Consider the following 25,479-nt stretch of genomic DNA (forward strand, 5'->3'; position numbering starts at 1 on the left):
GTTAGAAAGTTCTGATTTTTGATTCTGACGAAATAAAAAGAAGCAGTACTCTACCTCCATAGAGTACTGCTTCTTTACTATTCATTGTCGTTAGACGATGTTTCTGTATCTTCACTGCTATTTTTGTTCTTATTTTTCACTTCATTGTTACTTGATTCGCGCTCACTTGAATTTTCAGACTTAGATTCTTTTGTCTTTTTCGAATCAGAGTCTGAGCCAGACTTTGTATATGCAGGTAGCCCAAGATGAGTACGAAGTTCATTTGTAACATTAGCTAATTCTTTTTTATCTGGATTGTAGTAGTAAGTTCGACCACCACCAGCAGATTTGCTACAAGTATCGTCACCTTTTGCCATATAGCAATCATCACCTTGGATTTGTAATTTCTCAATTTCCGAATCCGATCCATATTTATAGAATGAAAGCATATCATCAAATGTTAAGTTTGTAACGAATTGTCCGTTAATATCATCAATGATGTTACCAACTTTTGTTACAGAACCAACACTTGTTAGTTTCTTTAAAATAGCCTCGATAACGAGTTGTTGACGTTGTCCACGCATGGCATCACTATCGATGTGTCTTGTTCTAGCAAGAGCAAGAGCTTCTTCGCCATTTAGCTTTTGAACACCTTTTTCTAGGTGAATAGCCTCAGCATTATCATTGCTATCTTGCTCAGTAAATTCAACTGGTACATCAACTTCAACACCGCCCAAGTCATCGACGATTTTTATAAATGATTTAAAGTTGAATTTTACAAAATAATCGACAGGAACATTCATTAATTTTTCAACTGCATCAATGCTTGCTTGTGGTCCACCATTTTTTCCGTTTTTAGCAGAACCGAATGCATGAGCGTGTGTAATTTTATCTTTTTTCTTTTCTATTGGAATATAAGTATATGTGTCACGTGGGATACTTAATAGTTTAACAGTTTTGCTATCTTTATTAAATGTTGCAAGCAAAAGGGCGTCTGTTCTTATAGCTTCACCATATTCTTTTCCTCGGACATCGCTTTCATCAACACCCATTATTAAAACAGAGACGTTATTTGTAATAGGTTTTACAGCTTTATCTCGTAAATCAGATTTATCACCGCGTGCTAAATCGTGTGCGGCATTGCGAACAGCAGAAGATGCTTTATTTACTAAAAACCAAGTATAACCGCCGCCTATTAATAAAACGAATAGTATAGCGCTTATAATAATTTTTATTTTTTTCTTATTTTTTTTCGGTTTATTGCGTGTATTTTCTTGCAAAGATGGGTTTTGCTCCATTTCCTGTACTCCTTCATTTGGATTGAAATACGACACTCATATCCACTTATTATAATGAAATTTAGCGAAAAAAAACATTACAAAACATTTACATTTCGTAAAAATTCAATATATTTATAAAAAGTCAGATTTTCTATATATTATTTTTCAGATGTAGAATAAGTATAAGGGCTTTTAGTAGAAATGAAAATATATATTATGAGAAAGTGATAGGGAAGTAAGATTTGTTGAAATATAGCCAAGAAGAAACGAGTAGGTTTACTAAGTTTTTTTATATAATAAAGAAGAACTTTACGGATAAAGGAGAGAGCATAATGAATCATACATCATTCCGAGCAATTGTTGTGAACGAAACAAAAAGTAAGCAGTTTGTAAGAAACGTTGTAGCGAGAGAAGTAAGTAGTTTACCTGAAGGAGACGTGTTAATACAGGTTCATTATTCTTCATTAAATTATAAAGATGCTCTTTCAGCTACTGGTAATAAAGGTGTTACGAGAACATATCCTCATACGCCAGGAATTGATGCTGCAGGAGAAGTTGTGAGTAGTGAAGATAACTCTTTTAAGGCAGGAGATCAAGTTATTGTAACGGGATATGACTTAGGTATGAATACCTCTGGTGGTTTCGGAGAATATATTCGCGTGCCATCATCTTGGGTCGTGCCTTTACCAGAAGGAATGTCATTAAAGGAAAGTATGATGTATGGGACAGCAGGTTTTACTGCGGCTTTGTCGGTATATAAGCTTATTGGAGCAGGAATCAAGCCTAATATGGGAGATGTTTTAGTAACGGGTGCTACAGGCGGCGTAGGGAGTGTAGCTGTTAGTATATTAAGTAAGTTAGGGTTTAACGTAGTAGGAGCGACAGGGAAAATGGAAGAGGAAGATATGCTACTACGTCTAGGAGCGAAAAAAGTGATTCATCGCGCGGAATTGAATGATGGATCAGGAAGACCGATGTTAAAAGGGATATACGCCGGAGTTATTGATACTGTAGGTGGACGTATGTTAGAAACAGCTTTAAAAACAGTAAAGTATGGTGGTTGTGTAACGACATGCGGTAATGTGGCAGGCCAGGAATTACAAACAACGGTATATCCGTTTATTTTACGAGGCATAAGCCTTTTAGGGATAGATTCTGTGCAATGTCCAGCAGATGTGAGAAGTGATGTGTGGACGCTCTTAGCAAATGAATGGAGTAATAAAGAGTTAAGATCTTATACAGGAGAATGTACATTAGAAGAATTAGAGGAGAAGTTTACACTTATATTGCAAGGAAAGTTAAAAGGAAGAACAGTTGTTAAAATATAATAAGAAAGAGACGCTTACGTTAGCGTCTCTTTCTTATTATAATGATTGTTTTAAATTGATTTTTCCTTGTTCACCTAAAACACCGTCAGCGATATTTACAGCGTGATCGCCAATGCGCTCTAAGTTACTTACCATATCGACGAAGATGATACTTGCATCACCTGAACAGCTGCGTTCGTTTAGACGTAATACGTGACGTTTACGAAGAACACGTTCCATTTGGTCGATTTTGCGTTCTTTAGCAATAACAGTTTGAGCTAGTTCAGTATCGAAGTTTGTTAAAGCTTCAACTGAGTCTTGTAGTGTTGAAATCGTTAATTCCAGCATTTCATTTAATTCAGCTAATGCTTCGTCTGATAGTGAAACACGGTTTGAAATTTGGAAATCTACAAGTTCTACAAGGTTTTCTACATGATCACCGACACGTTCAATATCTCCAACAACACCTGCTAAAACGGAATGTTTTTCAGAATCCGTAGGCGAAAGCGGCTTTTCTGATAGTAAAACTAAATACTCGGTAATTTTTTTATCTAAATTGTTAATAGCTCCTTCTAATTGAGTAGCCATGTCAGCGTGTTTTTTGTCTTGTGTATTTAAAAATTGGTTTGCTTCTTTTAATCCATGTAATGAAAACTCAGCCATACGGATAATTTCTTTTTGAGCTTCTGTTAAAGCGATAGCTGGAGATTGCTCAATAAAAATTGGGTTTAAATGCTGCGGTTTGAAATCAATAGCAGAATCTTCGCCGCGAATAAGTTTTGTTACAATCCATGCTAATACAGCGATGAATGGGAATTGAATAACTGCATTTGTTATGTTAAATGTTCCGTGTGCAAATGCAATTGTCATTTCTGGATTTAAGTTTAATGATTTTTGGAAATATTGAATTAAGCTTGTAAATGGTACTAATAAAATCGTAAATATAATTGTACCGACGATATTAAAGATAACGTGAACTAATGCTGCACGTCTTGCGGCAATAGAAGTACCGATTGCTGCTAATACAGCTGTAATTGTTGTACCGATGTTATCACCAAATAATACAGGAAGGGCAGCTTGTAAATCGATTGCACCTTGACCGAATAGTTCTTGTAAAATGCCGATAGTTGCACTTGAACTTTGTACAATTAAAGTAAAGACTGTACCGACAACAACTCCTAAAATTGGGTTATCACTCATACTAACCGTTAATTCTTGGAATGATTCTAAAGAGCGAAGAGGTTTCATACCTGTACTCATTAATTCCAAACCGAAGAATAACATACCAAAGCCGAATATAACTTGACCTAAAGAATGTACTTTTTTATTTTTAAAGAAGAATAATAAGATAGCTCCAACTGCCATAATTGGGAGAGCGTATTCTCCGATTTTAATTCCGATAATAAATGCAGTAACTGTCGTACCGATGTTTGCACCCATAATAACACCGATTGCTTGTCTTAATGTCATAAATCCTGCACTTACAAGTCCGACTGTTAAAGCGGTTGTTCCTGAACTGGATTGGATTAATACCGTAACTAACATACCTGCTAGTACACCCATGAGTGGGTTTGTTGTAAAACGATCTAGAATATCACGAAGACGATCTCCAGCTGCTTGTTGCAGTCCATCGCCCATGTATTTAATCCCGAATAAGAAAATACCTAATCCACCAATGAACTGGAAGATCATATCTTGAACATTATATTCCACGCATTCCACTCCTTAAATTTCATGTACGATGTAATTATTAACTGAACCTTGAGTCACTGTAAACGGTTTGCTAGTAAAATTTACACTAAATTTACAAAGGGTAGAAAAGTTTACAATACCTTAAAGAAACAGCTGTATTTTATTGGTTTTCATCTTGTATAAATCTTAATTTTGTAAATAAATCACACTCTTTAGAATAGTATTTTTCATTTGAATATCAAGGAAAGCGTCTGCGAGTTCATCGTATATTTTTTGATGAAAGTTAAAAAAATATGTAGGAAAATGCATGTAGTTTTATAACAGTAACATGAGGGGAAACAATTCTTTTAACACGATAAAAAAGCCACTGAATTATCCAGCAGCTTTTTCCTTGTTTTTACCGCTACGCTTTTGTTTTCTTATGCTTGTAATGTAAATGAAGAGAAAAGCAATAAGTAATAGAGAGGAGTAACGATATACAGTTGCATAGTTTGTAAAGTGAGCAATAAATCCAAAAATAATCGCTCCAGCGCCGATTCCAAGGTCAAATGCGGAGAAGAATGTAGCAGTTGCTACACCGCGTCGATGCGGTGCTACGCGGTCAATCATCCATGCTTGTAGTGCAGGTTGGATCGCTCCAAAACCACTTCCGTAACATGCTGCAGCAATAATTAAGCTCGGGATTGTCGTCGTATACGACAATAAAATAATGCCTGTAAACGTTATAATAACTCCCGGAATGATGACGAATGTATGGCCTTTCGCATCATATAGCTTTCCAGAGAATGGACGAGTCACAGCGATTGCTAATGCGTTACATAAAAAGAAGAGACTAATATCAGCTATGCCGACTTCTGTAGCAAATAGTGTGATAAAACTTCCGATTCCTCCGTACATTAATGTAATACATAATATTAATAATGAAGGAAGTAAAGCTTTACGCTCAATAAATCCATCGAGAAAAGTACTAGATGATTGTTGTGGAGGCTGTTTCGATTTTTGGATTTGAAGTAGTTTCGTTAATATTAATGAAACAATTGTGCACGATAATGCACATAAAAAAAGAATTGTGAAGTTATATGTTTGCATAAGCCATAGTCCGATAAGTGGTCCGAGGGCCATTGCAATTGTTCCAGAAAGGCCAAAATATCCCATGCCTTCTCCGCGGCGAGCTGAGGGAATTAAATCAGAAACGACAGTTCCATATGTAGTCGTTGTAATACCGAAACCAGCTCCGTGTAAAATACGAACAGCAAGCAAGAGAAAGATAGTTGAGGCGAAAAGGTAACTGCCCATAGCGAGTAAACAGATAGCAGTACCGATCATTAAAATGATTTTTTTATTGAATTTTTGCAAGGCGTTCCCAGTTAGCGGTCTAACAAAAAGTGCCGCAACGGTAAACATGCCGACAACAAATCCGATATTGGAACTTGTGCCACCAATTTCTTTCACATAAACAGGTAAGGTTGGAATTAACATTTGAAACCCTAAAAACATACATAAGTTTGCAAAAATTAAAGCAACAAACTCTTTTGTCCATAACGGTTCTCGTTTTACGAGTATTGCTTCTCCCATATATTCATCCCCTATATAAAGTTTTCTCTTTTCTTTCGAGTATATGTATTGGCCAATGCAACAGTCAAGGAAGGTGTCTTGAAAACGGATAACAATTTTTAAGATGAAAAACTGACAAATTTGTGTAAAAGCTACACAACTATGAAAAAAAGATGTAAAGTATAGATGTATAGACTTGTAGGTGTTAAGAATGATAGAAATTGTTTTTTCTTTAAAGAAAGCGGATTTAAAAGAGTAGTGAACAAGAAGGGGATATATACTTTTTCACTACATATATTTGAAAGGGTTTACAATATGATGAAGAAAGAGGCGTGTACATATGAGACGATTAGGTATTTCTATTTATCCAGAACATTCAACAGTAGAGAAAGATAAGGAGTATTTAACATTAGCAAGTAAATATGGATTTACACGTGTGTTCACATGTTTATTATCTGTGGATGGAGAAAAAGAGAAAATTATAGAAGAATTTAAAGAAACGATCTCTCATGCGAATGCATTAGGGTTCCAAGTATTAGTTGATATTAGTCCATCTGTTTTTGAACAATTAGGTATTTCGTATAATGATTTATCATTCTTCCATGAATTAGGTGCGTACGGTATTCGTTTAGATGTCGGCTTCTCAGGATTAGAAGAATCAATTATGACTTATAATCCGTATGGTTTGAAAATTGAGATTAATATGAGCAATGGTACGAAGTATGTAGATAACATTATGAGTCATAGACCAAATCGTGAAAATTTAATTGGTTGTCATAATTTTTATCCGCATCGTTATTCAGGGTTATCATACGATCATTTCATTAAATGCTCGAAACAATTTAAAGATTACGGTATGAGAACGGCAGCTTTTATTTCATCATTTGATGCAACATACGGACCTTGGCCAGTAACAGAAGGGTTATGTACATTAGAGCAGCATCGTGAATTACCGATGACAACACAGGCGAAGCATTTATTTGCGACTGAATTAATTGATGATGTTATTATTGCAAACGCATATGCGTCAGAAGAAGAATTACAAGCACTAGGTGCATTAAATAAAGAGAAGCAAACATTTGATATAGAACTATATGATACAACGACAAAACTAGAAAGAATTATCGTATTAGACGAACCACATTTTTATCGCGGAGATGTATCTGAATATATGATTCGTTCTACACAAAGTCGTGTGAAATATAAAAAAGAAGAATTTAAACCTCATAATACGCGCGAAATTAAGCGTGGAGATTTATTAATTGATAATGAACAATATGGCCAGTATAAAGGTGAATTACAAATTGCATTAAAAGATATGGTGAATACAGGAAAAACAAATGTAGTTGGTCGAATTGTAGAAGAAGAGATTTTCTTACTAGACTATTTACAAGCATGGGATAAATTCGGATTCACATTAAAGAAATAGAGAGAATATAAAGGGGAAAAACTACTGATTTCAGCAGCTTTTCCCCCTTTATATATAAAGAGCGAGAGGAAGAGCTATGACAAAGGTGCATCAGCGATTAATTTCTATTTTAGAGGAATTTTTAGAAGAGAAATCGATGTTAAATCGAGCTTTTTTAGCGGGTCGTTTACATGTATCAACGAAGACGATTCAAAAAGATATAAAATTATTAAATGATATATTGGAAGAAAACGGAGCGAAAATCGAATCGCAAAGAGGGAATGGGTACGAATTAGAAATTATACAAAAGAAGAGATTTGAAGACTTTTGTGTGAGTCTATTTCAAAAACAGATGGAAAAGATCCCAACTTCTTATGAAGAAAGAATAGCGTACATTCTGCAGCGTGTTTTAATGATAGAGGGATATGTGAAGCTTTCAGAATTAGCGGAAGAGATGTATGTGAGCAAATCAACGGTCAATTTAATTATGAAAGATGTTACAGATATATGTGGTTGCTATGAATTACAAATTGAGAAGAGACCGTATTATGGTATACGTATTGTTGGAGAGGAATTTAATATTCGTTCTTGTTTATCACAATATGGTTTACCGCGTTATGACCATACTCCGTTTCATGAGCAATTTGAGCAGACGGAGACATATTTATCGCTACCTCATATATCACTCATTCGTTCAATTATATTAAAGTATATTGAAGGCGGAACAATATATTTATCTGATATAGAAATTGATAATTTAGTCATTCATATTGCAATCGCATTAAAGCGTTGTCAAAGTCAACATTATATAAAAGGACTGCATGCGGAGCAATCAGAACTTATACTAAAGAAAGAATATACAATTGCGAAGCAGATTTTAGGAGATTTAGAGAAAGAGTTGAAATTTTCATTTCCAGAAGAAGAAGTATTATATGTGACGATGCATTTATTAAGTACTGCTGTTACAACGAGAGATCGCTATGAAAATGTAGAAGAGCTATTAGGGAAAGATATATATGCATTTATGCAACATATTCTTTTTAAAGTAGCGGAAGAACGGAATCTTATTTTTTATTATGATGAAGAATTATTATTTGGATTTGGTATTCATTTAAAAACGTTATTAAATCGTTTGAAGTATAAGCTAAATACGAGAAATCCTCTTTTGGCAGAAGTGAAAAAGAATTATCCGTATGCTTTTGAAATTGCTGTTCTCGTTGGAGATATCATTGGTGAATATACGGGTGAATCGATCCCTGAAAGTGAAATTGGTTATATTGCAATTCACTTCGGCGGAGCGATGAGCCGTTTGCAGGAGCAAAATCAAAAGAAAAGATGCTTATTAGTTTGTGCGACTGGTCAAGGAAGTGCACAACTATTAAAATATAAAATTTTATCACAGTTCCGAGATAAATTAGAGATTGTAGGTATTACAGGCTATTATCAATTGAAAGTAGAAGATCTTTATAAAGAAAAAATAGATTGTATTATTAGTACGATTCATATACCGAGTGGCTTGCCTGTTCCAGTTATAAAAGTGAATTCAATATTTGATGATAAAGAGATTAAATCGATTGGTCAGCGATTGTTTACGCATGTGAATACTAGTGTGCAGCCTTATATTAAGGAAGATTTAATCTTTTTAAATCATAATGCTTCTACGAAAGAGGATGTTATTCAGTTTTTATGTGAAAAAGCTGCTGAGAAACGCTATGTACCAAAAAACTTTTATGCTTCTGTTATGGAGAGAGAAAATACGTCTCCGACAGCGGTTGGGAATTCAGTTGCGATTCCGCATCCGATGCAGTTATTAAGTGAGGAAACTTTTTTGATGTTTTGCACACTTGAAAAGGCTGTTGATTGGGGAGATAAAAAAGTACAAGTAATTATTTTATTTAGTGTAAAGCGCAATAATAATGAAGATTTGCAAAGGCTTTATGATTTTTTATATGATATTATGTCTAGTCAAACTACGATAGAGAAACTTACTCAGACTGAGGTAATTGAAGATTTTCAAGAAATTTTATTATCATTTTGAAAAAGTATATAAAAACTTCCGTTACATAACGGAAGTTTTTTATGTTTAATTGTATGCGTTTTCATAATAAGATAAAAATATAGAAAACATATAGCTTGGGGGAATTTAAAATGGCTGATATGCAAACTCCATTTGCGTTAATTTTACATGGTGGTAATGCGAGAAGCGCGGCGCTTGAAGCAATTGCTTTTGCAAGACAAGGAGATTTCGGGAATGCCGGTGAAAAGATGAAACTTGCTAGTGAAGAGATTTCAGCAGCTCATCGCATTCAAACAGACTTAATTCAAGAAGAAGCAAGAGGAAATCATGCAGAAATCAGTTTACTGTTAGTGCATGCACAAGATCATTTAATGAATGCAATTACAGTGAAAGAACTTGCTGAAGAATTTATTACTCTTCATAAACGAGTAGAAGAGAAAGTGACAGTATAAGATGTACATTTTATTATGTTGTGCAGCAGGCATGTCAACGAGTATGGTTGTAAGAAAAATGCAAGAAGAGGCAAAGAAACAAGGGAAGGATTATAAAATTAAAGCGGTTGATTCAGAACTTGTGAAACTGGAAATAAAAAATGCTGATGTTGTTTTAATCGGACCACAAGTGAAGTATTTGTTTCCAGCGGTACAGTTTCTTGCGAAGTCATACGATATACCGGTTGCAATAATAGAACAAAGAGATTATGGCATGTGTGACGGTTTAAAAGTACTGAAACAAGCAGAACAATTAGTTTTAGCATAATTATATTTTTTTAAATATAAACATTATAATGTTATAACTTTTTATTCTTACGTAGTAAAGAGAAAGAGGAGGGGTATTGATGAATGGTTTTATGAGTTTTATGGAACAAAAGATTATGCCAACAACGCAAAAGATTGCAGGACAACGACATTTATTAGCAATTCGAAACGGAGTTATTTCTACATTGCCGTTAACGATTGTCGGATCATTTTTCGTTATCTTTTTAAATTTACCAATTGATGCATATATGGAATGGATTGCACCATTTCGCCATATTTTAGATATTCCATTCCGGTTTACAGTAGGTTTAATGGCGTTATACGCAGCATTTGGGGTAGGAGCTTCACTCGCAAACTTTTATCAGCTCAATCAGTTAAGTGCAGGGTTATTATCTGTACTCGCCTTTTTACTAGCATCAGTTGAACCAATTCAAATTACGAAAGCTGTACCAGGTGTTATTGATGCAGGTAGATATATTTCAGTAGGAACATTAAGTGCAACGTCTTTATTTGGCGCAATTGTTACAGCATTAATTGCAGTAGAAATTTATCATTTTATGATTAAGCATAATATCTCGATTAAATTACCAGATAGTGTACCACCAGCAGTTTCAAATTCGTTTGCAGCATTAATTCCAACATTAGCAGTTATTCTTTTATTCTGGGGCATTCGCTACGGTTTGAAATTTGATGTGAATACAACGATCACATATTTAATCGCACCATTAAAATCAGTATTAGTAGGAAATAATTTATTCGGTGGTTTATTAACAGTATTCTTAATCGTGTTTTTCTGGTCATTCGGTATACATGGACCAGCGATTTTAGGACCAATTATTCGTCCGATGTGGGATTCAGCAATTCTTGAAAATATGGAAGTATTCACGGCTACAGGAAATGCACATCAGTTACCAAACTTATTTACAGAGCAGTTCATTCAATGGTTCGTATGGATTGGTGGATCAGGATCAACGTTAGCTTTAGTTATTATGTTTATGTTCTCTAAATCTAAGTTCTTAAAAGAGTTAGGTAGATTATCATTCGTGCCAGGCTTATTCAATATTAACGAACCAATTATTTTCGGTGCACCAATTGTAATGAACCCAATCTTAATTATTCCATTCGTTATTACACCGTTAGTGACAACGACGGTATCATATTTCGCAGTTGTTTCAGGTATGATTCCACTTATGATGGCGAAACTGCCATTTACGATGTTAGCACCAATTGCAGCGGTGATTAGTACGGACTGGACAATTATGGCTGGTGTACTTGTACTTGTTAACTTTGTTATCTCGTTCGTTATTTACTATCCATTCTTCAAAATGTATGAGAAACAACAATTAGCAGGAGAGGAGAAAACAGAATGCTCGGAGCAATTATCATCTTAATTACATTCGTGGTCGGACAGTGTATTGCTCATTATTCGAAATGGGTACAAAGTAAATCTTTATTAGTGTTACTACTAGTATCAGTTTTATTTATCGGTTGTTCAATGGGTGCATATGTAATGTTAGGATTGCAATCACCGTACGTAATTATTGTACCGACAATTTTATGTGCAACGTGTTTATCTGCAAAATATAGATTTACGAGCATGGCATTAATACAACGTGTGAAGGAGATGCAAAAGCATGGAGCGTAAATTAGGAATTTCACTTTACCCAGAACATTCAACGAAAGAAAAAGATATGGCTTATATTTCCGCAGCGGCACGACACGGTTTTTCAAGAATATTTACTTGTTTGTTATCTGTGAATCGTCCGAAAGAAGAAATTGTAGCTGAATTTAAAGAGATTATCAATCACGCAAAAGATAACAATATGGAAGTTATTTTAGATGTAGCTCCGGCTGTGTTTGATCAGCTTGGTATTAGTTATAGCGATTTATCATTCTTCGCGGAGTTAGGCGCAGACGGTATTCGTTTAGATGTAGGCTTCGACGGGTTAACTGAAGCGAAAATGACGAATAATCCGTACGGTTTAAACATTGAGTTAAATGTAAGTAACGATATTGCGTACTTAGAAAATATTCTTTCGCATCAAGCGAATAAATCAGCTTTAATTGGTTGCCATAATTTTTATCCGCAAAAATTCACTGGTCTTCCGTACGATTATTTCATTCGCTGCAGTGAACGCTTTAAAAAGCATGGTATTCGCAGTGCAGCTTTTATTACATCACATGCTGCAAACATCGGTCCATGGGATATTAACGACGGATTATGTACGTTAGAAGAGCATCGTAATTTACCAATTGAAGTACAAGCGAAGCATTTATGGGCAACAGGGCTAATCGATGATGTCATTATCGGAAATGCTTATGCGAGTGAGGAAGAGTTAGAAAAACTAGGAAACTTAAATCGCTACATGTTACAGCTAAAAGTGCACTTTGTAGACGAAGCGACTGAAGTAGAGAAGAGAGCTACGCTGCAAGAATTACACGTAAGGCGCGGCGACATAACAGAGTATATGGTACGTTCTACAGAAGTACGTAAAAAGTACAAAGATTATGACTTCCCAGTGCGTGAAAGTGTGCTGCAGGAAAGAGGGCAAGTTGTAATTGGAAACAATTCATTTGGTAAGTATAAAGGTGAACTGCAAATCATTCTGAAAGAAATGCCGATAGATGAACGGAAAAATATTGTCGGTACAATTGCGGAAGAGGAGTTATTCTTACTAGATTATGTAGGAGCTTGGACGCAGTTTACTTGTGTAGAATAGAGAAGAGAAGGAGAGGATGCTGTGGCATCCTCTTTTTTCTGTTGAAATGAAAGTCTATCATATATAGAATGCAAAGAGATAGATTTAATTTGGACGGGAGAGAAGGAGATGGAAGGGTATATAGATAGTTTATTAAGGCGGATGGCTGATGAGGATACAGAGGTTAGACATCGTGCTTATGATGAAGCAAAAGAGCTAGATGACCTATTAACGTTTCCTTATTTACAGCAGAAGGTAACCAAAGCAAAAAAAATATCTATGAAGAAAGATATGTATTATGTAATGACGAAACTTGCTATTAATACGAAAGAGATCAGTATTGCTGATTATCTTATAGATTGTTTGGAATGTGAACAAAACCCGACTTTGTTAAGTGAACTGCTTAGTAATATTTATACATTGCCAGAAGTAAGTGATACAAATAAAATTATTCCGTATATTTACCATAAAAACGATAGTGTTCGTTATTGGGCTATTTCTTCCTTAAAGTTATGTAAATCATTAGAAGCGGAGAGTGCTTTACTAAAGTTGCTGGATACTCAAGAAAATAAAGATGAGATTACACATATTTGTTATACATTGTTTGAGATTGGAACGAAGCAATCGATTCTGCCGTTAACAAAGCTTTTATATAGTAATAGTGCCTATGTTCGTTCAACTGTTATTGAGGTGTTAGCAAAAATAGGGGGATCGGACTTACAAATAGTTTATATTGAAGCTTTACAGGATAGAAATGTGATGGTGAAAAATGAAGCTGTTCGAGCTATTTATACGTATGGCGACGAAATGGCAATGAGACCAATTTGCGAACGTGTGAATAAAATTGTTGCTAGAAGACGGAAAAATGAAGCAGAGCCTACGGATGAAGCAGAGATTATCATTGCTCTTCGTTTCTTACATAAGTTTGCTAATCATGAAGAAGTTTTAAAGATATTTGATAAAGTGTATAAAAAACGTGGAAACTTGTTTATGTCGGAGAGGAAGTGGCTTCGAGACAATATTACTTACTTTCAAGAGAAAGAAAGAATGTAAGAATCATAAAAAAAGAGCCAGCCTCAACGATGAGACTGACTCTTTTTTACTAACTAGTTTAATACTTTAACTGTAACTGTTTTACGTCCCCAGCTACTTGATGTACCTTTATCTGGCATTAAAACGTCGATTTTATTACCTTTAATAGCTCCACCAGTATCACCAGCGATTGCTACTCCGTAACCTTCAACCCATACTTTTGAACCTAATGGAATTACACTTGGATCAACTGCAATAAGTTTCATGTTTGGATTAGCTGTTAAGTTATGACCTAAAGCTGATTTTACTTGGTCGCCTGCTTTATAACCATTTTCAAGTGGATCTGCTGTGTAAGCTGTTGCTACAACACGTAACTCACGAGAAGATGATGGTGCACTTGTTTCAGTTTCTTTTGCAACAGGTTGTTGTGTAGCTGGTTTTTGAGCTTTAGCAGCTTCACGAGCTTTAGCTGCTTCTTGAGCTTTAGCCGCTTCACGAGCTTCAGCTGCTTCTTGAGCCTTAGCTTCTTGAGCTTTAGCCGCTTCACGAGCTTCAGCTGCTTCTTGAGCCTTAGCTTCTTGAGCTTTAGCCGCTTCACGAGCTTTGGCTGCTTCTTGAGCCTTAGCCGCTGCTTGAGCTTCAGCATCTGCTTGAGCTGAAGCAGCTTCACGAGCTTTAGCCGCCTCTTGAGCTTTAACTTCTGCTTGAGCTTCAGCATCTGCCTGAGCTTTAGCTGCTTCTTGAGCCTTAGCCGCTTCACGAGCTTTAGCCGCTTCTTGAGCTTTAACTTCTGCTTGAGCTTCAGCTGCTTCGCGAGCTTTAGTTGCTTCTTGAGCTTTAGCTTTTGCTTGAGTTTCAGCTACTTCCTGAGCTTTAGCCGCTTCACGAACTTTAGCTGTATCTTGAACTGTAGTCGTTTTTTCAACTTTAGCTACTGGTTGAACTTTAACTGGTGCTTTACCCGTTAAGTAAGGAACATGAACATAAGCTGTTTTTCCGTTATATTCAAATTGAATCCAATCATTCTGTACTTGGTGTGTTGTTTCAATTACATCATCTTTTTTCAACTTACCAAGAATCTCTGAGTCTGTGTTTGCTCCAGCACGTACGTTTAATACGTTTGCTGTTACGTAGTAAGTGTCTTTTGTATAGTCAGCGCTTATGAAAGCTTCTTTACCGCTATTCAATTGAACTTTTGACCAACCATTTTCTGTATGTAAAACATTTACTTTATATCCATCTAATAATTTTCCTACAACTTTTGATTCAGTAGTTGGGTTTTCTCGTACGTTTAGTACGTCAGTCGTTACGATTGTTTCTGCTTTAGCAGATGTTGTGAAAATCCCAAGACCAAAAACCGCTGCTGTTGCTATACCCATAAATTTTTTCATAATAGCCTCCATTGCATTTGTTTTCGTTGACCTCATTATAGCAACCATTATTTTCTTATTTGCGAAAAACATAAAATTACAAAGCTTTCGTAACGGGGCATTAATATTCTGTAACAATTCCATAAATATCCTGATAGCGCTTCCTTGTTGTTTTTTGGCGTATCAGGGCATATGAAACACAAAATGAGTAGTATTTCAATTACTGCAACGTTAATAATGTTACAGTAATATTTCTAGGTGATATCTATAGTGTTACGAAAGTAGCGTATTTTACTGTTTGAATGGAAATTTAGTTATAAAACGATAATCTTTTTAGGCGTGAAAATATATAAATGAGGTGAAATTTAATAAAATATCGATATAATTGTTACAAAGTCAGTCGAAGTATGGAAAAAATTACGCCTTGATTTTCGTCTGTTACATAGTATTTTTGCAATAATAGAATTAGATAATAGCCTTAGTACCTATAAATAATGAAGAGTATGAGAATGATAGTTGTAACGTGAAACATATATAATAGAAGAAACTCAATTTAGTAGATAAATAAAAAACGCAGGAGTGTAAACTCCTACGTTTTTGTTTATTCATATCGTAAACATTCAATTGGATCCAGTTTGGCAGCTTTGTTAGCTGGTAGTAGTCCGAATGCAATACCGATTAGCATTGAAATACCTACTGCAAGAAGTCCAAGTTCTTTTGAGACAACGAGTGGCCATCCAGCAAAGATTGAGACGATCCAAGCGAAGAAAATACCGAGCATGAATCCGATGAAACCACCAAGTCCTGTTAAAATACAAGATTCGATTAAGAATTGTGTTAATACTTTACCACGTGTTGCACCAAGTGCTTTACGAATACCAATCTCACGTGTACGTTCTGTTACAGATACGAGCATGATGTTCATTACACCGATACCACCAACAAGTAAGGAGATAGCAGCAATACCACCAAATACCATTTTCATCATACCAATTGATTCGTCTAGTTGTTTCGTAAATTCACCTAAGTCTTGTGCTTCGAATTTGTGCTCAAATTTAGGAGCTTTCATTTCGTTTAAGACAGAAACGGCTTGTTTTTCTACACTTTTACGTTCTGTCGGAGAGGTCATTGTTAATCTTACAGAGTCATACTCATTTACTCCTGAAATGACAGGCGCATTTTCAAGTGATGTATAACCTTCAGGCATAGGCATTCCAAAGTCGTTTTTCGTTTCGTATACACCAACTATTTTATACGGCTTTCCTTTTATATCTGTGTATTGATTTGATTCCCAACCACTACTAAATAATTTGTTGAAAGCTTCTTCATTTAATATAACAGCAGGGATTGCTTGGTTTAGTTCACTGTCATTTAATTCACGACCGTGAACTAATTTTATTTTCGAATCTGTCATAAAGGCGCCTGTTCCACCTTTTAAATCAAGATTTACATCTTTTGAACCAGCAGATGCTTTTACTTTCATACTTACGTCTGGATACACATCTTTAACGCCAGGAACAGTTTGAAGACGGTTTAGCATATCAGGTGTGATTTTGGCACTATCTGTTCCGTAATCAGGATTGTTGTAGTAAATCGTTACTTCGTTATCTTTTCCTTGGCCTAATTCTTTTTTAAACTTTGCGTTTGTACCATCACCCATTGAAATGATAGTAATAATGGCACTAATACCGATAATAATACCTAACATCGTTAAAATAGAACGCATTTTATGAGCAAAGATAGAGGAAAGGGCCATGCGTATATTTTCACTCGTATTCAAAATTAACCTCTCCAATCTTGGACGATATTTCCGTCACGAATTACAATTTGACGTGCTGCAGCTTCCCCGATTTCACGGTCATGGGTAATCATAATAATTGTTGAGCCTTGTTTATTTAATTCGTAAAAGAGGTCCATAATTTGTGTGCTCGTTTTCGTATCAAGTGCCCCCGTCGGTTCATCGGCTAAAATGAACTTTGGGTTATTTACGATTGCACGTGCAACAGCGACACGCTGCTTTTGTCCACCTGATAATTCGTTCGGTAAGTGAGTAGCGCGATCAGCTAAACCGACTTTTGTTAAAGCAGCTAATGAGCGCTCGCGTCTTTCTTTTTTATCGACTCCAGCGTAAATAAGAGGTAGTTCTACATTTTGAAGCGCTGTAAGTCTCGGTAATAACATGAAGTTTTGGAATACGAATCCGATCTCTTTATTACGTACGTGTGCAAGTTCTGTTTCAGTCATGTTTGAAATATTTTGACCGGCTAGTTCGTACGTACCTGTCGTCGGTTTATCTAAGCAACCGATAATGTTCATTAATGTTGATTTACCAGAACCAGAAGGTCCCATAATAGAAGTGAATTCTCCTTGGTTCAGTGTTACGTCAATTCCGTGTAATATTTGAACGGATTCTGCACCATTTTGGAAGGATTTCGTGATGCCTTTTAAGTTAATCACTGGGCGACAACCTCCATACCATCTTTTAAGTCTTTTTCAGGTTTAGAGATAATTTCCTCTCCTTTTTTCACTCCAGAAACTTTTGCTTCGCTATCAGTCTCGAATTCAACAGTAACTGCTTGTTCTTTCGCCTTACCGTCTTTTACAACGAAGACAACATTTTTATCACCTTTTTTCACGATACTGCTTTTCGGAACAATTGTACCAGTTGCTTCGCCAGATTTACTTGTTACGTAAACGTGGAAGCCGTTTTGTAATTCGTCACTATTATCTAATGTGACAGTGAATTGATAGTTAGAAACAGTTTTATTTTCATCCATGCTCTTTAATGGTGTAGAACCGATTTCTGTTACTTTTCCTGTCCAAGTCTTACCAGCGACAGTTTTTGATGAAACAGTTACTTCTTGCCCAACTTTCATACTAGCAAGCTCATATTCAGAAAGTTGACCTTTTACTTTAAATTGACCAGCGTGACGAAGAGTAATTCCGCTCATACCTGTTTTTTCGTCAGCCGTTTTTACGATATCATCAATTACGCCATCAGCAGGACTTGTTACAGAAAGAGTGTTTACTTTCTCTTTTGCTGCTTTAATCATTTCATCAGCTTTTTCAACTTCAAACTTTTTCATTTCAAGTTGTGATTCTAATTGCCCAACTTCAACTTCTGATGCTTTTAATGCTTCAGCAGGAAGGCCTGCATTTTTATCTTTTTGTAATTTTTGTTTCGCCGCATCAATTTGTTTTTGGAACAACGTTACTTCTTTTTGTGCGATTTTCTTTTGCATTTCTGCTTCTGTTACACCTTGTTTCGCAGTCGGATCATTGTACTTAAATAGAAGCTGACCCTTTTTCACTTCATCGCCTTTTTTAACAGCTAATTCATATGTTCCTTTTGTTGGATCGAATGAAATAGTTTCAATTCCATTTGGAATAACTTCGCCACCAAATTTTTGCGCGTTTTGGATTTGTTTTTCAGTTACTTTATATCCGCTATATGCCATTGCTACTTCTGAACCGCCACCAGCAAATGCAAAGTATGATCCAGCGGCAATTCCGATTGCTACTACACTAGTAATTAACACTTTATTTTTCTTCTTCATCTATTTATCACCTTTTCGTTCGTTTTAGTATCTACATTAAGTATAGAAGAGGTGAAGAATCTGACAAATCGTTTTAGCTTACAATAACCTTACAGTTTTGTAAGGTATGAATATGCAAATGTAAGGTAGAGGTTGTCCTAGTGTAAGCAAATGAATTGACTCGTCGTTTCTTTCTTACAATAATATTGTATGGAGGAAAGGAGGAAGGAAGATGGAAGCTTATTTTAGCGCGCACCCATTAAAACCATTTATTCCATACTCAAGGCAACACGCCCTTATATTATTTATTATGTTGGTGGGGATATTTTTTCTGTATCAATACCAAGATTTATTACGTCAAAGTGAGTGGAATATAACAGTTCGATATGCGATTGCATTTTTATTTATAGGGAGTGAAATTGGGCTTCATATGTGGGAATGGAAAGCAGGGATTTTTGAGTTAGCTACTTCATTACCGTTTGAATTATGTACGATTAGTTTATTATTAGCGTCGATTATGATCGTAACGAAAAGTTATCGTATATATGAGATTGTATTTTTTACGGGAATTATTGGTGCATCACAAGCCATTTTAACACCAAATTTGCAATATGCTTTTCCGCATTTTCGTTTCATTGAATATTTTAGCGCGCATGTATTGCTCATTTGGGCACCACTCTTCATGACTTGGGTGGAAGGCTATAGACCGACCTTGCAATCTATTAAGCGTACGATGATATTTTTAAACATATTGATTCCGCTTGTTTCGTTTGTGAATTACAAAACAGGTGGTAATTATATGTTTTTAGCTCATAAGCCAGAAACTGCTTCATTACTCGATATGTTAGGGCCGCATCCTTACTATATTATTTCATTAGAAATAGCTGCGCTTATTGGATGTTTTATTTTATATATGCCATTTGCGAAAAGAGAAGGGCATGCGCATAAAGAATCACTAGGATCATGACCTAGTGATTTTTTATATGAATATTTACAATTCAGAAAATTAAGAATAAAATTAGAGGATAAATTATATATATAGAGAGAAGGGAAAACGTGGTCAAAAAAGTTTTTCTAAATGGAATGGAAGTGACGATTCAATTTCTTATTTCGATTTTGGGGATTATTATTTTAGGGGCTTTGCCGAAATTATTTTATGGATTTAAGGTGGATGTATCAAAGTACATACAGAGTTTAAAAGAAGTGTTTGTGAACTTAATGGATATTTCCAATTTGCAATATGTGAAAGGTAAATTTTTATTTCCACAGTTGTTCGTCCATTATAAAGAAACGATTATTATTTTTTTGGCTGCTTTTTTCATTTCATTATTTATAGCATTTTGCATTGTTTATGTCATTATGAGTAGTTCAACGCGTATACAACATCGAATTAAATCATTTCTTATCTTCCTAGAATCCATTCCAGATATTCTTCTTATTTTAGTATCACAAATTTTAGTTGTATGGTTTTTTAAACAAACAGGTTTTTTACCTTTTCAAATTGCGTCAATTGGAGGCGAGTCGATTAGAGGGTTGCCAATATTGTGTTTGAGCATCCCGACTACGATTATGTTTGTAAAAATAGTAGTGCCTCGTTTTGAAAATGAACTAGAAAAAGATTATGTACTATTTGCTAAGGCGAAGGGTTTAGGGCGTTTTCATATTTTAAATCGTCATATTTTACGAAATGTGTTGCTTAGTACACTATTCTTTGCGAAAACGAATATCTTTTTTATGTTATCTAATTTATATATTATAGAATGGATTTTTAATACGGGTGGTATTTTTATGTTTTTGAAATCGTATGAGGGTATTAGAGTTGAGGTTTTCATCGTTAGTATGCTGCTTATATATATCCCGATATTTATTTTATTTAAGCTGTTTCATTATTTCATTCCAGCTGCGATGAAGGAGAGATTATAATATGTGGATGTATATAAAACGCGATAAAAGATTTTGGATAAGCATTGGATTTCTTCTCATATTAGTTCTTTTGAGTATCGGAAATACGTTATGGAATGATGGACACATTAGACAAGTTACATTGCAATATGATGCGGATGAAAATCCACAAGTGCCACCGTTTTCACCTTCATTCCAATTTTTACTCGGGACAGATCGGAAAGGATACGACCTTTTACATTTAGTTATTGAAGGCGCGAAGTGGACGATTGGTATATCTATTTTAATTGCGGCACTTAGAATGGTAATAGGTGTGTTCTTTGGTGTTGTACTTGGAACATATGTAAGAAGAGGTTTTTCAAAGATTGAGGCTTTTTTTGATAGTTTCACAGTTATTCCGACAGTTATGATTGCGTATTTTTTTCTTCAATTTGCAAATCTATTTGGAAGCGGAGAGGAAACAACAAGCTTTTTTGAAAGGGCTTCGTTTCAAGTTGTATTACTTGTAATGCTTGTAATGCCAGTTATTGCACTGTATGTTGCGAAGGAAGTTCGTAAATTACAAACAGAAGAATTTGTTGATGCCGCGCGCATATTAGGCGGCTCGAGAAGACGTATTGTTATAAAACATCTTTTTCCGCATCTCTATATGACTTTTATACTCGTATTTCTTCAACAGTTTACGCAGACTCTTACTATTTTACTGCACTTAGGGTTACTGGAAGTATTCTTTGGTGGAACAGTTAGTTTTTTGGGGCCAGTGGAAGAAGTGGAATCTTATACGCATGAATGGTCAGGTTTAATTGGGGTATACTTTAGGTCATTAACGGTGCATCCATGGATTCCTCTCGTACCAATTACATTTTTCGGCCTAACTATTTTTTCAGGAAATATGATTGTGAAAAGTATAGAAGAGGCGATGATGAAAGTCAGGTTAGGAGGAGAGAGAAAGAGAAAAGATGTAGAAGAGGAACAATCTGCTTTGCAGTCAAAAGAAGAGTTATTTACTTTTAAGCATACGATGTGAAGAGAAAGAAGAAGCAAGCATGGATTTCATGCTTGCTTCTTTTCTTTATTTTGTAGAAACTTCACCTGCAGCTTCTGTTTGCGGAATAAAGTATCCAATTATACCACCGATTATTGCTGGAATGATCCAGCCAATTCCTAAGTTATAAAAAGGAATGGTGTGTACGATATTAGCGATAAAATCTGGTATCATTTCCACATTATCAAGTGCGTGAATACAGCTAATAATAAATGCTGCGATCATCGCTCCGATGTAGACAGAAGGTTTACGTTTCGTATATTTATCGATAAATGATACGAAAATTAAAATGATTGTAATTGGGTACAAAATAATTAATACAGGTAGTGTGATTTTAATTAATAAGCTTAATCCTAAGTTTGAAATAACGAAACTAAAGATACAAACGTATAGCACAAGCTTTTTGTATGAAACATTTGTTAGCACTGTTGTGAAGTAATTTGCAAATGCACTTACAACGCCAATTGCCGTTGTTAAACAAGCGAAGATAATGGCGATACTTAATAAAATATTACCGCTTGTCCCAAAGAATTGATACATAACAGCAGCTAATAGTTGACCACCGTTTTCGAATTGCCCTAAGTTTCCGTTTGAAGCTCCGATATAACCGAGTAAGAAGTAAACAATTGTTAAGAATAGAGCAGCGATACTTCCGCAAATGATTGTATATTTCGCGATAGATTTCTTCTCTTGTATACCGTTTTGACGAATTGCATTTACAACAATTGTTGATAGTACGAGAGCGCCAATTGCATCTAACGTTAAAAATCCTTCAAGAAATCCTTTGAAAAACGGGATGTCTTTATAGTCACCGATAGGCTCTGCAAACGTTCCTGGTGAAAGAATCGCTTTTGTTGCCATAATTGCAATAATTACAAGTAAAATTGGCGTTAATATTTTACCGATATGATCTACTAGCTTGGATGGATTTAATGATAAGAAGTAAACGACTGTAAAGAAAATCGCACTAAAAACTAACATAGAATACCATTGATCTGGGAAAAGTGGTGCAATCCCGATTTCATAAGATACAGATCCAGTTCGTGGAATAACAAATAGTGGGCCGATTGAAAGATAAATAATGATAGCGAATACTGCTGCGAATTTTGGATGAACACGGCTCGCTAAAGTGTTAAAACTACCACCAGCAAGGGCAACAGCAACGATAGCAAGTAAAGATAAACCGACGTCTGTAATAATAAACCCTGTAATGGAAACCCACATATTTTCTCCGGAAGAAAGACCGAGAAGGGGCGGGAAAATCATATTACCAGCACCGAAGAAAACTGCGAATAGTAATAAACTAATCGAAAGTATTTGCGCTGGTTTTAAAGTTGTATGCATATAAAGAAAATCCTCCTAATGAGTGTTTTTGTCGAAAATTCAAATAATTTGTCGAGTAACTGTTATTATTTTAAAGGTCTGATGACTAGAAAGCAATAGGGAATTTTGAAAATATTAAAAAATAATGCATTAAATCGAATAAATATACTATTTATATGTTTAATAGGAAGGATTTAACTTTTAACATAAAAAAACACATATCGCTAGGATACGTGTTTTAAAAAAATATTTTTTTATCGCGTTCTTCTTTTAAAATTTCAACTGCTTCTCGGAAACGTTGTGAATGGACAATTTCTCGTTCACGTAAGAAGCGTAGGCTGTCATTTATATCTGGATCATCTGATAAGTTAATGAGCCATTGATATGTTGCGCGTGCTTTTTCTTCAGCTGCAATATCCTCGTATAGATCGGCAATTGGATCACCTTTAGCCTGTATATAGGTTGCAGTAAATGGAACACCAGCAGCGTTATGGTAATGAAGAGCACTGTCATGATCAGCGTAATGAGGGTCAAGACCAGCAGCTTTCATTTGTTCAGGGGTCGCATCTTTCGTCAGCTTATAAACCATCGTAGCAATCATTTCAAGGTGAGCAAATTCTTCTGTACCAATATCAGTAAGTAGGCCAATGACTTTATCAGGAATTGTATAACGTTGATTTAAGTAACGTAGTGCAGCAGCTAATTCTCCATCTGCACCACCGTATTGCTCGATTAATAATTTTGCAAGTGCGGGATTGCAAGTTCCCACTTTAACTGGGTATTGTAATTTCTTTTCATAAATCCACATAGTTTCTCTCCTTTATATTTGCCATGGCCAAGGACCTTTGCTCCATTCCCAAGGGGCATTAGAATAGCTGTTTCCAAACTGTTGGAGTGGTCCGTATTTTTCTTCCATCTTTTGTTTTAATACTCTCCGTTTATAGGAAAAGTCATTAAATTGATTAATCGCAGCGGTGTCATCTGGATGTGTATCTAAATAAAGAGTGAGTTCAACTAGTACAAAGTCTAATTCTTGAAGCTCCAGTAAAAGCTGATAGTATTCTTCTGGTAGCGATTGATTCACGTCAGTAGTCACCGCCCTTTTTTATAAGGATTTTCATAATAGTCATAAAAAACAGGCCATAAAGTCCCTTTTTGTAGTGCTTCTTTTGGTGTGAATTGCGGCAAGTTTGGCGGTTGAAAGCCTAAAAATAAATTAGGAGGAGTAGAATAATATTTTTTTCCGATAGGAGGACAAGGATCGAGAGGGCTATGATAGGGCACGAATGATCTCATATATTTATTCACGAATAAACCTCCTTACATGTTCATTACTACGTATTGTATTCAGACATAATGAGCATTTATGACACATATAAAAAAGTAATAGGTGCGGGGGGAATGAATGTGGAGACTGTGAAACAATTCATTGTATTGGAAGTAAAGAACTTAAAGGAAACTCTGTATTTTTATGAAGGGATTTTAGGGATAACACCTAGTTCAGAAAGGCCGCAATTAGATGTTACAGGGGTTTGGTATGATACTGATTCAACGAGAATTAGTTTTGTGATGAATCGCAGTTTGGGCGGGCGTGAGAAGAGTGTTACGGACTCAGTTGATGTTCTAACGTTTTCAATTTCTAACATAGAGAATGTAAAGAAGAGGTTAGTATTTTATAAAATCGCATATACAGAAAACAAAAGTGAGAAGAGTATTGTGGTACAAGACCCGGATGGATATAAACTTCAAGTGATAGAGAAGGATGAATAGACGGAGGGGATTTAGTGGAGAGAAATTATGAAGAAAGTGCGTTGTTTGAGCATCAATTTTGGTTAAAGGTACTTACTGATCATGCACAATTTTTACTGGATGCATTAGCCCCGAAGGAAAAAGAGGATATAAAAAAAGCTACTTACTTTGTTGAAACATTTACGAATTTGTTAAATAAAGTTCGGAATGTGAATCTGATGGCATTTTCAAAAGAGGCAGAACAAGCCGCTAAGGAGATTCGGGCGTTTAAATTAAATATTATACAGAAACAGCTGGAAGGGAAAATTACTATTCATTTTACGCCAACTTTTATTAATCATATGGTAAACGAAGTGGAAGAGTATATAACAGTTTTAGAGTTTTTGAAGAAAGGGGAAGTTCCGCCTGTTTTTCATGAATTACATTATCATCTCGTTTGGTTAACGGATGCGGCTGGTCATGCAGGCTCTATTTCTGGTGGATTAGATCTTGTTGAAAAAAGATTAAAAGAGAAAAGCGAAGAATTTACGAAGCATTTTGAACAATTTTACTTAAAGGCAGTTGAAATGACAGGGTATTTACGGACAGAGCTGCATCATTTTCCTGCATTAAAGAAGTTTACGAAAGATGTTTCACTTGAATTGAAATTATTTTCGCATTTTTTACATGAAGTGGAAGAGCTCGAGTTATCTCATGAAGTATTAAGTGCACTATCAGCTAGAATGGCAGATCATATGGCAAGAGAAGAATGTTATTACTTATTAAAACTAGCTCAATCGTCTGGACTTGAAATGCCGAAATGTAATCCGCTTTAAAGAAAAAGAGGTC

25 protein-coding genes are annotated in these 25,479 nt (G+C 35.4%); 14 read left to right on the top strand and 11 right to left on the bottom strand.

Annotation, left to right across the window (positions count from 1 at the left end; translation table 11 throughout):
* Positions 1–77: 77 nt before the first annotated feature.
* Positions 78–1,277 (bottom strand): LCP family protein, encoded by a 1,200-nt coding sequence (locus MKY21_RS04055; protein ID WP_000437393.1) that lies wholly within the window; start codon positions 1,275–1,277, stop codon positions 78–80.
* A 314-nt stretch (positions 1,278–1,591) separates the two neighbouring features.
* Between MKY21_RS04055 and MKY21_RS04060 the strand changes: the two genes are divergently transcribed.
* Positions 1,592–2,587, top strand: a complete 996-nt coding sequence (locus MKY21_RS04060) for a YhdH/YhfP family quinone oxidoreductase (RefSeq protein WP_086391551.1) — start codon at positions 1,592–1,594, stop codon at positions 2,585–2,587.
* Positions 2,588–2,623: 36 nt separating this feature from the next.
* On the opposite strand, the gene MKY21_RS04065 is transcribed toward MKY21_RS04060, so the two are convergent.
* Both MKY21_RS04065 and MKY21_RS04070 read right to left on the bottom strand, forming a co-directional pair.
* A complete protein-coding gene (locus tag MKY21_RS04065; protein WP_109140906.1) occupies positions 2,624–4,279 on the bottom strand; it encodes a Na/Pi cotransporter family protein in 1,656 nt (551 codons plus the stop codon).
* A gap of 351 nt (positions 4,280–4,630) precedes the next feature.
* Positions 4,631–5,833, bottom strand: coding sequence for an MFS transporter (locus MKY21_RS04070; RefSeq protein WP_206904199.1), 1,203 nt, complete (start codon positions 5,831–5,833; stop codon positions 4,631–4,633).
* Between the two features lie 319 nt (positions 5,834–6,152).
* On the opposite strand from MKY21_RS04070, the gene MKY21_RS04075 reads away from it, so the two are divergent.
* From MKY21_RS04075 to MKY21_RS04110, 8 genes are all read left to right on the top strand, one after another.
* On the top strand, positions 6,153–7,241 hold the full coding sequence (locus MKY21_RS04075; RefSeq protein ID WP_016117200.1) for a DUF871 domain-containing protein: 1,089 nt from the start codon (positions 6,153–6,155) through the stop codon (positions 7,239–7,241).
* 76 nt (positions 7,242–7,317) lie between these two features.
* Positions 7,318–9,258, top strand: coding sequence for a BglG family transcription antiterminator (locus tag MKY21_RS04080; RefSeq protein ID WP_061664792.1), 1,941 nt, complete (start codon positions 7,318–7,320; stop codon positions 9,256–9,258).
* 110 nt (positions 9,259–9,368) lie between these two features.
* Positions 9,369–9,689, top strand: a complete 321-nt coding sequence (locus MKY21_RS04085; RefSeq protein ID WP_048564417.1) for a PTS lactose/cellobiose transporter subunit IIA — start codon at positions 9,369–9,371, stop codon at positions 9,687–9,689.
* Between the two features lies 1 nt (position 9,690).
* Entirely contained in the window at positions 9,691–9,996 is a 306-nt protein-coding gene (locus MKY21_RS04090) for a PTS sugar transporter subunit IIB (RefSeq protein ID WP_000275638.1), read from the top strand.
* Positions 9,997–10,075: 79 nt separating this feature from the next.
* Positions 10,076–11,386: a PTS sugar transporter subunit IIC gene (locus tag MKY21_RS04095; RefSeq protein WP_001013053.1), complete on the top strand. Its 1,311-nt coding sequence runs from the start codon at positions 10,076–10,078 to the stop codon at positions 11,384–11,386.
* Positions 11,362–11,640, top strand: coding sequence for a hypothetical protein (locus MKY21_RS04100; protein WP_000900048.1), 279 nt, complete (start codon positions 11,362–11,364; stop codon positions 11,638–11,640). Before MKY21_RS04095 ends, MKY21_RS04100 begins: the two co-directional genes overlap by 25 nt.
* Positions 11,630–12,715 carry a DUF871 domain-containing protein gene (locus tag MKY21_RS04105; protein WP_000440061.1) on the top strand — a complete coding sequence of 362 codons (1,086 nt, stop codon included), beginning with the start codon at positions 11,630–11,632 and terminating at the stop codon, positions 12,713–12,715. Before MKY21_RS04100 ends, MKY21_RS04105 begins: the two co-directional genes overlap by 11 nt.
* Positions 12,716–12,823: 108 nt before the next feature.
* Complete coding sequence (locus tag MKY21_RS04110; RefSeq protein WP_000399416.1) at positions 12,824–13,747, top strand: HEAT repeat domain-containing protein; 924 nt, start codon at positions 12,824–12,826, stop codon at positions 13,745–13,747.
* 53 nt (positions 13,748–13,800) lie between these two features.
* Here the strand turns inward: MKY21_RS04110 and entC are convergent, their stop codons facing one another.
* The 4 genes from entC to MKY21_RS04130 all read right to left on the bottom strand — a co-directional run bounded on the left by entC (position 13,801) and on the right by MKY21_RS04130 (position 18,653).
* Positions 13,801–15,240, bottom strand: coding sequence for a cell wall-binding protein EntC (gene entC, locus MKY21_RS04115; RefSeq protein WP_341075498.1), 1,440 nt, complete (start codon positions 15,238–15,240; stop codon positions 13,801–13,803).
* 457 nt (positions 15,241–15,697) lie between these two features.
* Positions 15,698–16,852, bottom strand: coding sequence for an ABC transporter permease (locus MKY21_RS04120; protein ID WP_406741370.1), 1,155 nt, complete (start codon positions 16,850–16,852; stop codon positions 15,698–15,700).
* Positions 16,853–16,878: 26 nt separating this feature from the next.
* Complete coding sequence (locus tag MKY21_RS04125; RefSeq protein ID WP_000609104.1) at positions 16,879–17,553, bottom strand: ABC transporter ATP-binding protein; 675 nt, start codon at positions 17,551–17,553, stop codon at positions 16,879–16,881.
* A complete protein-coding gene (locus MKY21_RS04130; RefSeq protein WP_016117202.1) occupies positions 17,550–18,653 on the bottom strand; it encodes an efflux RND transporter periplasmic adaptor subunit in 1,104 nt (367 codons plus the stop codon). The genes MKY21_RS04125 and MKY21_RS04130 overlap by 4 nt, the downstream gene beginning before the upstream one ends.
* A 211-nt stretch (positions 18,654–18,864) precedes the next feature.
* Here MKY21_RS04130 and MKY21_RS04135 point away from each other — a divergent pair, with 211 nt between their 5' ends.
* The 3 genes from MKY21_RS04135 (at position 18,865) to MKY21_RS04145 (ending at position 21,561) form a co-directional block, all read left to right on the top strand.
* The gene (locus MKY21_RS04135; RefSeq protein WP_000388696.1) at positions 18,865–19,599 is read left to right on the top strand and encodes a YwaF family protein; all 735 of its coding nucleotides are present in this window, start codon (positions 18,865–18,867) and stop codon (positions 19,597–19,599) included.
* 89 nt (positions 19,600–19,688) lie between these two features.
* Complete coding sequence (locus tag MKY21_RS04140; RefSeq protein WP_341075502.1) at positions 19,689–20,555, top strand: ABC transporter permease subunit; 867 nt, start codon at positions 19,689–19,691, stop codon at positions 20,553–20,555.
* Between the two features lies 1 nt (position 20,556).
* Positions 20,557–21,561 carry an ABC transporter permease gene (locus MKY21_RS04145; protein ID WP_098616977.1) on the top strand — a complete coding sequence of 335 codons (1,005 nt, stop codon included), beginning with the start codon at positions 20,557–20,559 and terminating at the stop codon, positions 21,559–21,561.
* A 45-nt stretch (positions 21,562–21,606) separates the two neighbouring features.
* Here MKY21_RS04145 and brnQ2 read toward each other — a convergent pair whose 3' ends face one another.
* From brnQ2 to MKY21_RS04165, 4 genes are all read right to left on the bottom strand, one after another.
* Positions 21,607–22,923 (bottom strand): branched-chain amino acid transport system II carrier protein BrnQ2, encoded by a 1,317-nt coding sequence (gene brnQ2 / locus MKY21_RS04150; RefSeq protein ID WP_086391556.1) that lies wholly within the window; start codon positions 22,921–22,923, stop codon positions 21,607–21,609.
* Positions 22,924–23,140: 217 nt separating this feature from the next.
* Positions 23,141–23,710 carry a spore coat protein CotJC gene (gene cotJC / locus MKY21_RS04155; RefSeq protein WP_000265273.1) on the bottom strand — a complete coding sequence of 190 codons (570 nt, stop codon included), beginning with the start codon at positions 23,708–23,710 and terminating at the stop codon, positions 23,141–23,143.
* A gap of 12 nt (positions 23,711–23,722) precedes the next feature.
* On the bottom strand, positions 23,723–23,986 hold the full coding sequence (locus MKY21_RS04160) for a spore coat protein CotJB (protein WP_001076510.1): 264 nt from the start codon (positions 23,984–23,986) through the stop codon (positions 23,723–23,725).
* Positions 23,987–23,994: 8 nt separating this feature from the next.
* Complete coding sequence (locus MKY21_RS04165; protein WP_001046257.1) at positions 23,995–24,210, bottom strand: spore coat associated protein CotJA; 216 nt, start codon at positions 24,208–24,210, stop codon at positions 23,995–23,997.
* A gap of 48 nt (positions 24,211–24,258) precedes the next feature.
* Here MKY21_RS04165 and MKY21_RS04170 point away from each other — a divergent pair, with 48 nt between their 5' ends.
* Both MKY21_RS04170 and MKY21_RS04175 read left to right on the top strand, forming a co-directional pair.
* Positions 24,259–24,672, top strand: coding sequence for a VOC family protein (locus MKY21_RS04170; RefSeq protein ID WP_341075505.1), 414 nt, complete (start codon positions 24,259–24,261; stop codon positions 24,670–24,672).
* Between the two features lie 14 nt (positions 24,673–24,686).
* On the top strand, positions 24,687–25,466 hold the full coding sequence (locus tag MKY21_RS04175) for a DUF2935 domain-containing protein (protein ID WP_000440975.1): 780 nt from the start codon (positions 24,687–24,689) through the stop codon (positions 25,464–25,466).
* The last annotated feature ends 13 nt before the right edge of the window (positions 25,467–25,479 follow it).

The sequence above is a fragment of the Bacillus sp. FSL R9-9497 genome (genome assembly GCF_038005805.1).
Taxonomy (GTDB): Bacteria; Bacillota; Bacilli; order Bacillales; family Bacillaceae_G; genus Bacillus_A; species Bacillus_A cereus.

Excerpts from the sequence above, each read along its gene's own strand:
- MKY21_RS04055 (WP_000437393.1), bottom strand. The coding sequence starts at position 1,277 with ATGGAGCAAAACCCATCTTTGCAAGAAAATACACGCAATAAACCGAAA.
- MKY21_RS04060 (WP_086391551.1), top strand. The coding sequence starts at position 1,592 with ATGAATCATACATCATTCCGAGCAATTGTTGTGAACGAAACAAAAAGT.
- MKY21_RS04070 (WP_206904199.1), bottom strand. The coding sequence starts at position 5,833 with ATGGGAGAAGCAATACTCGTAAAACGAGAACCGTTATGGACAAAAGAG.
- MKY21_RS04075 (WP_016117200.1), top strand. The coding sequence starts at position 6,153 with ATGAGACGATTAGGTATTTCTATTTATCCAGAACATTCAACAGTAGAG.
- MKY21_RS04080 (WP_061664792.1), top strand. The coding sequence starts at position 7,318 with ATGACAAAGGTGCATCAGCGATTAATTTCTATTTTAGAGGAATTTTTA.
- MKY21_RS04085 (WP_048564417.1), top strand. The coding sequence starts at position 9,369 with ATGGCTGATATGCAAACTCCATTTGCGTTAATTTTACATGGTGGTAAT.
- MKY21_RS04090 (WP_000275638.1), top strand. The coding sequence starts at position 9,691 with ATGTACATTTTATTATGTTGTGCAGCAGGCATGTCAACGAGTATGGTT.
- MKY21_RS04095 (WP_001013053.1), top strand. The coding sequence starts at position 10,076 with ATGAATGGTTTTATGAGTTTTATGGAACAAAAGATTATGCCAACAACG.
- MKY21_RS04100 (WP_000900048.1), top strand. The coding sequence starts at position 11,362 with ATGCTCGGAGCAATTATCATCTTAATTACATTCGTGGTCGGACAGTGT.
- MKY21_RS04105 (WP_000440061.1), top strand. The coding sequence starts at position 11,630 with ATGGAGCGTAAATTAGGAATTTCACTTTACCCAGAACATTCAACGAAA.
- MKY21_RS04110 (WP_000399416.1), top strand. The coding sequence starts at position 12,824 with ATGGAAGGGTATATAGATAGTTTATTAAGGCGGATGGCTGATGAGGAT.
- entC (WP_341075498.1), bottom strand. The coding sequence starts at position 15,240 with ATGGAATTGTTACAGAATATTAATGCCCCGTTACGAAAGCTTTGTAAT.
- MKY21_RS04120 (WP_406741370.1), bottom strand. The coding sequence starts at position 16,852 with ATGGCCCTTTCCTCTATCTTTGCTCATAAAATGCGTTCTATTTTAACG.
- MKY21_RS04130 (WP_016117202.1), bottom strand. The coding sequence starts at position 18,653 with ATGAAGAAGAAAAATAAAGTGTTAATTACTAGTGTAGTAGCAATCGGA.
- MKY21_RS04135 (WP_000388696.1), top strand. The coding sequence starts at position 18,865 with ATGGAAGCTTATTTTAGCGCGCACCCATTAAAACCATTTATTCCATAC.
- MKY21_RS04145 (WP_098616977.1), top strand. The coding sequence starts at position 20,557 with ATGTGGATGTATATAAAACGCGATAAAAGATTTTGGATAAGCATTGGA.
- brnQ2 (WP_086391556.1), bottom strand. The coding sequence starts at position 22,923 with ATGCATACAACTTTAAAACCAGCGCAAATACTTTCGATTAGTTTATTA.
- cotJC (WP_000265273.1), bottom strand. The coding sequence starts at position 23,710 with ATGTGGATTTATGAAAAGAAATTACAATACCCAGTTAAAGTGGGAACT.
- MKY21_RS04170 (WP_341075505.1), top strand. The coding sequence starts at position 24,259 with ATGAGCATTTATGACACATATAAAAAAGTAATAGGTGCGGGGGGAATG.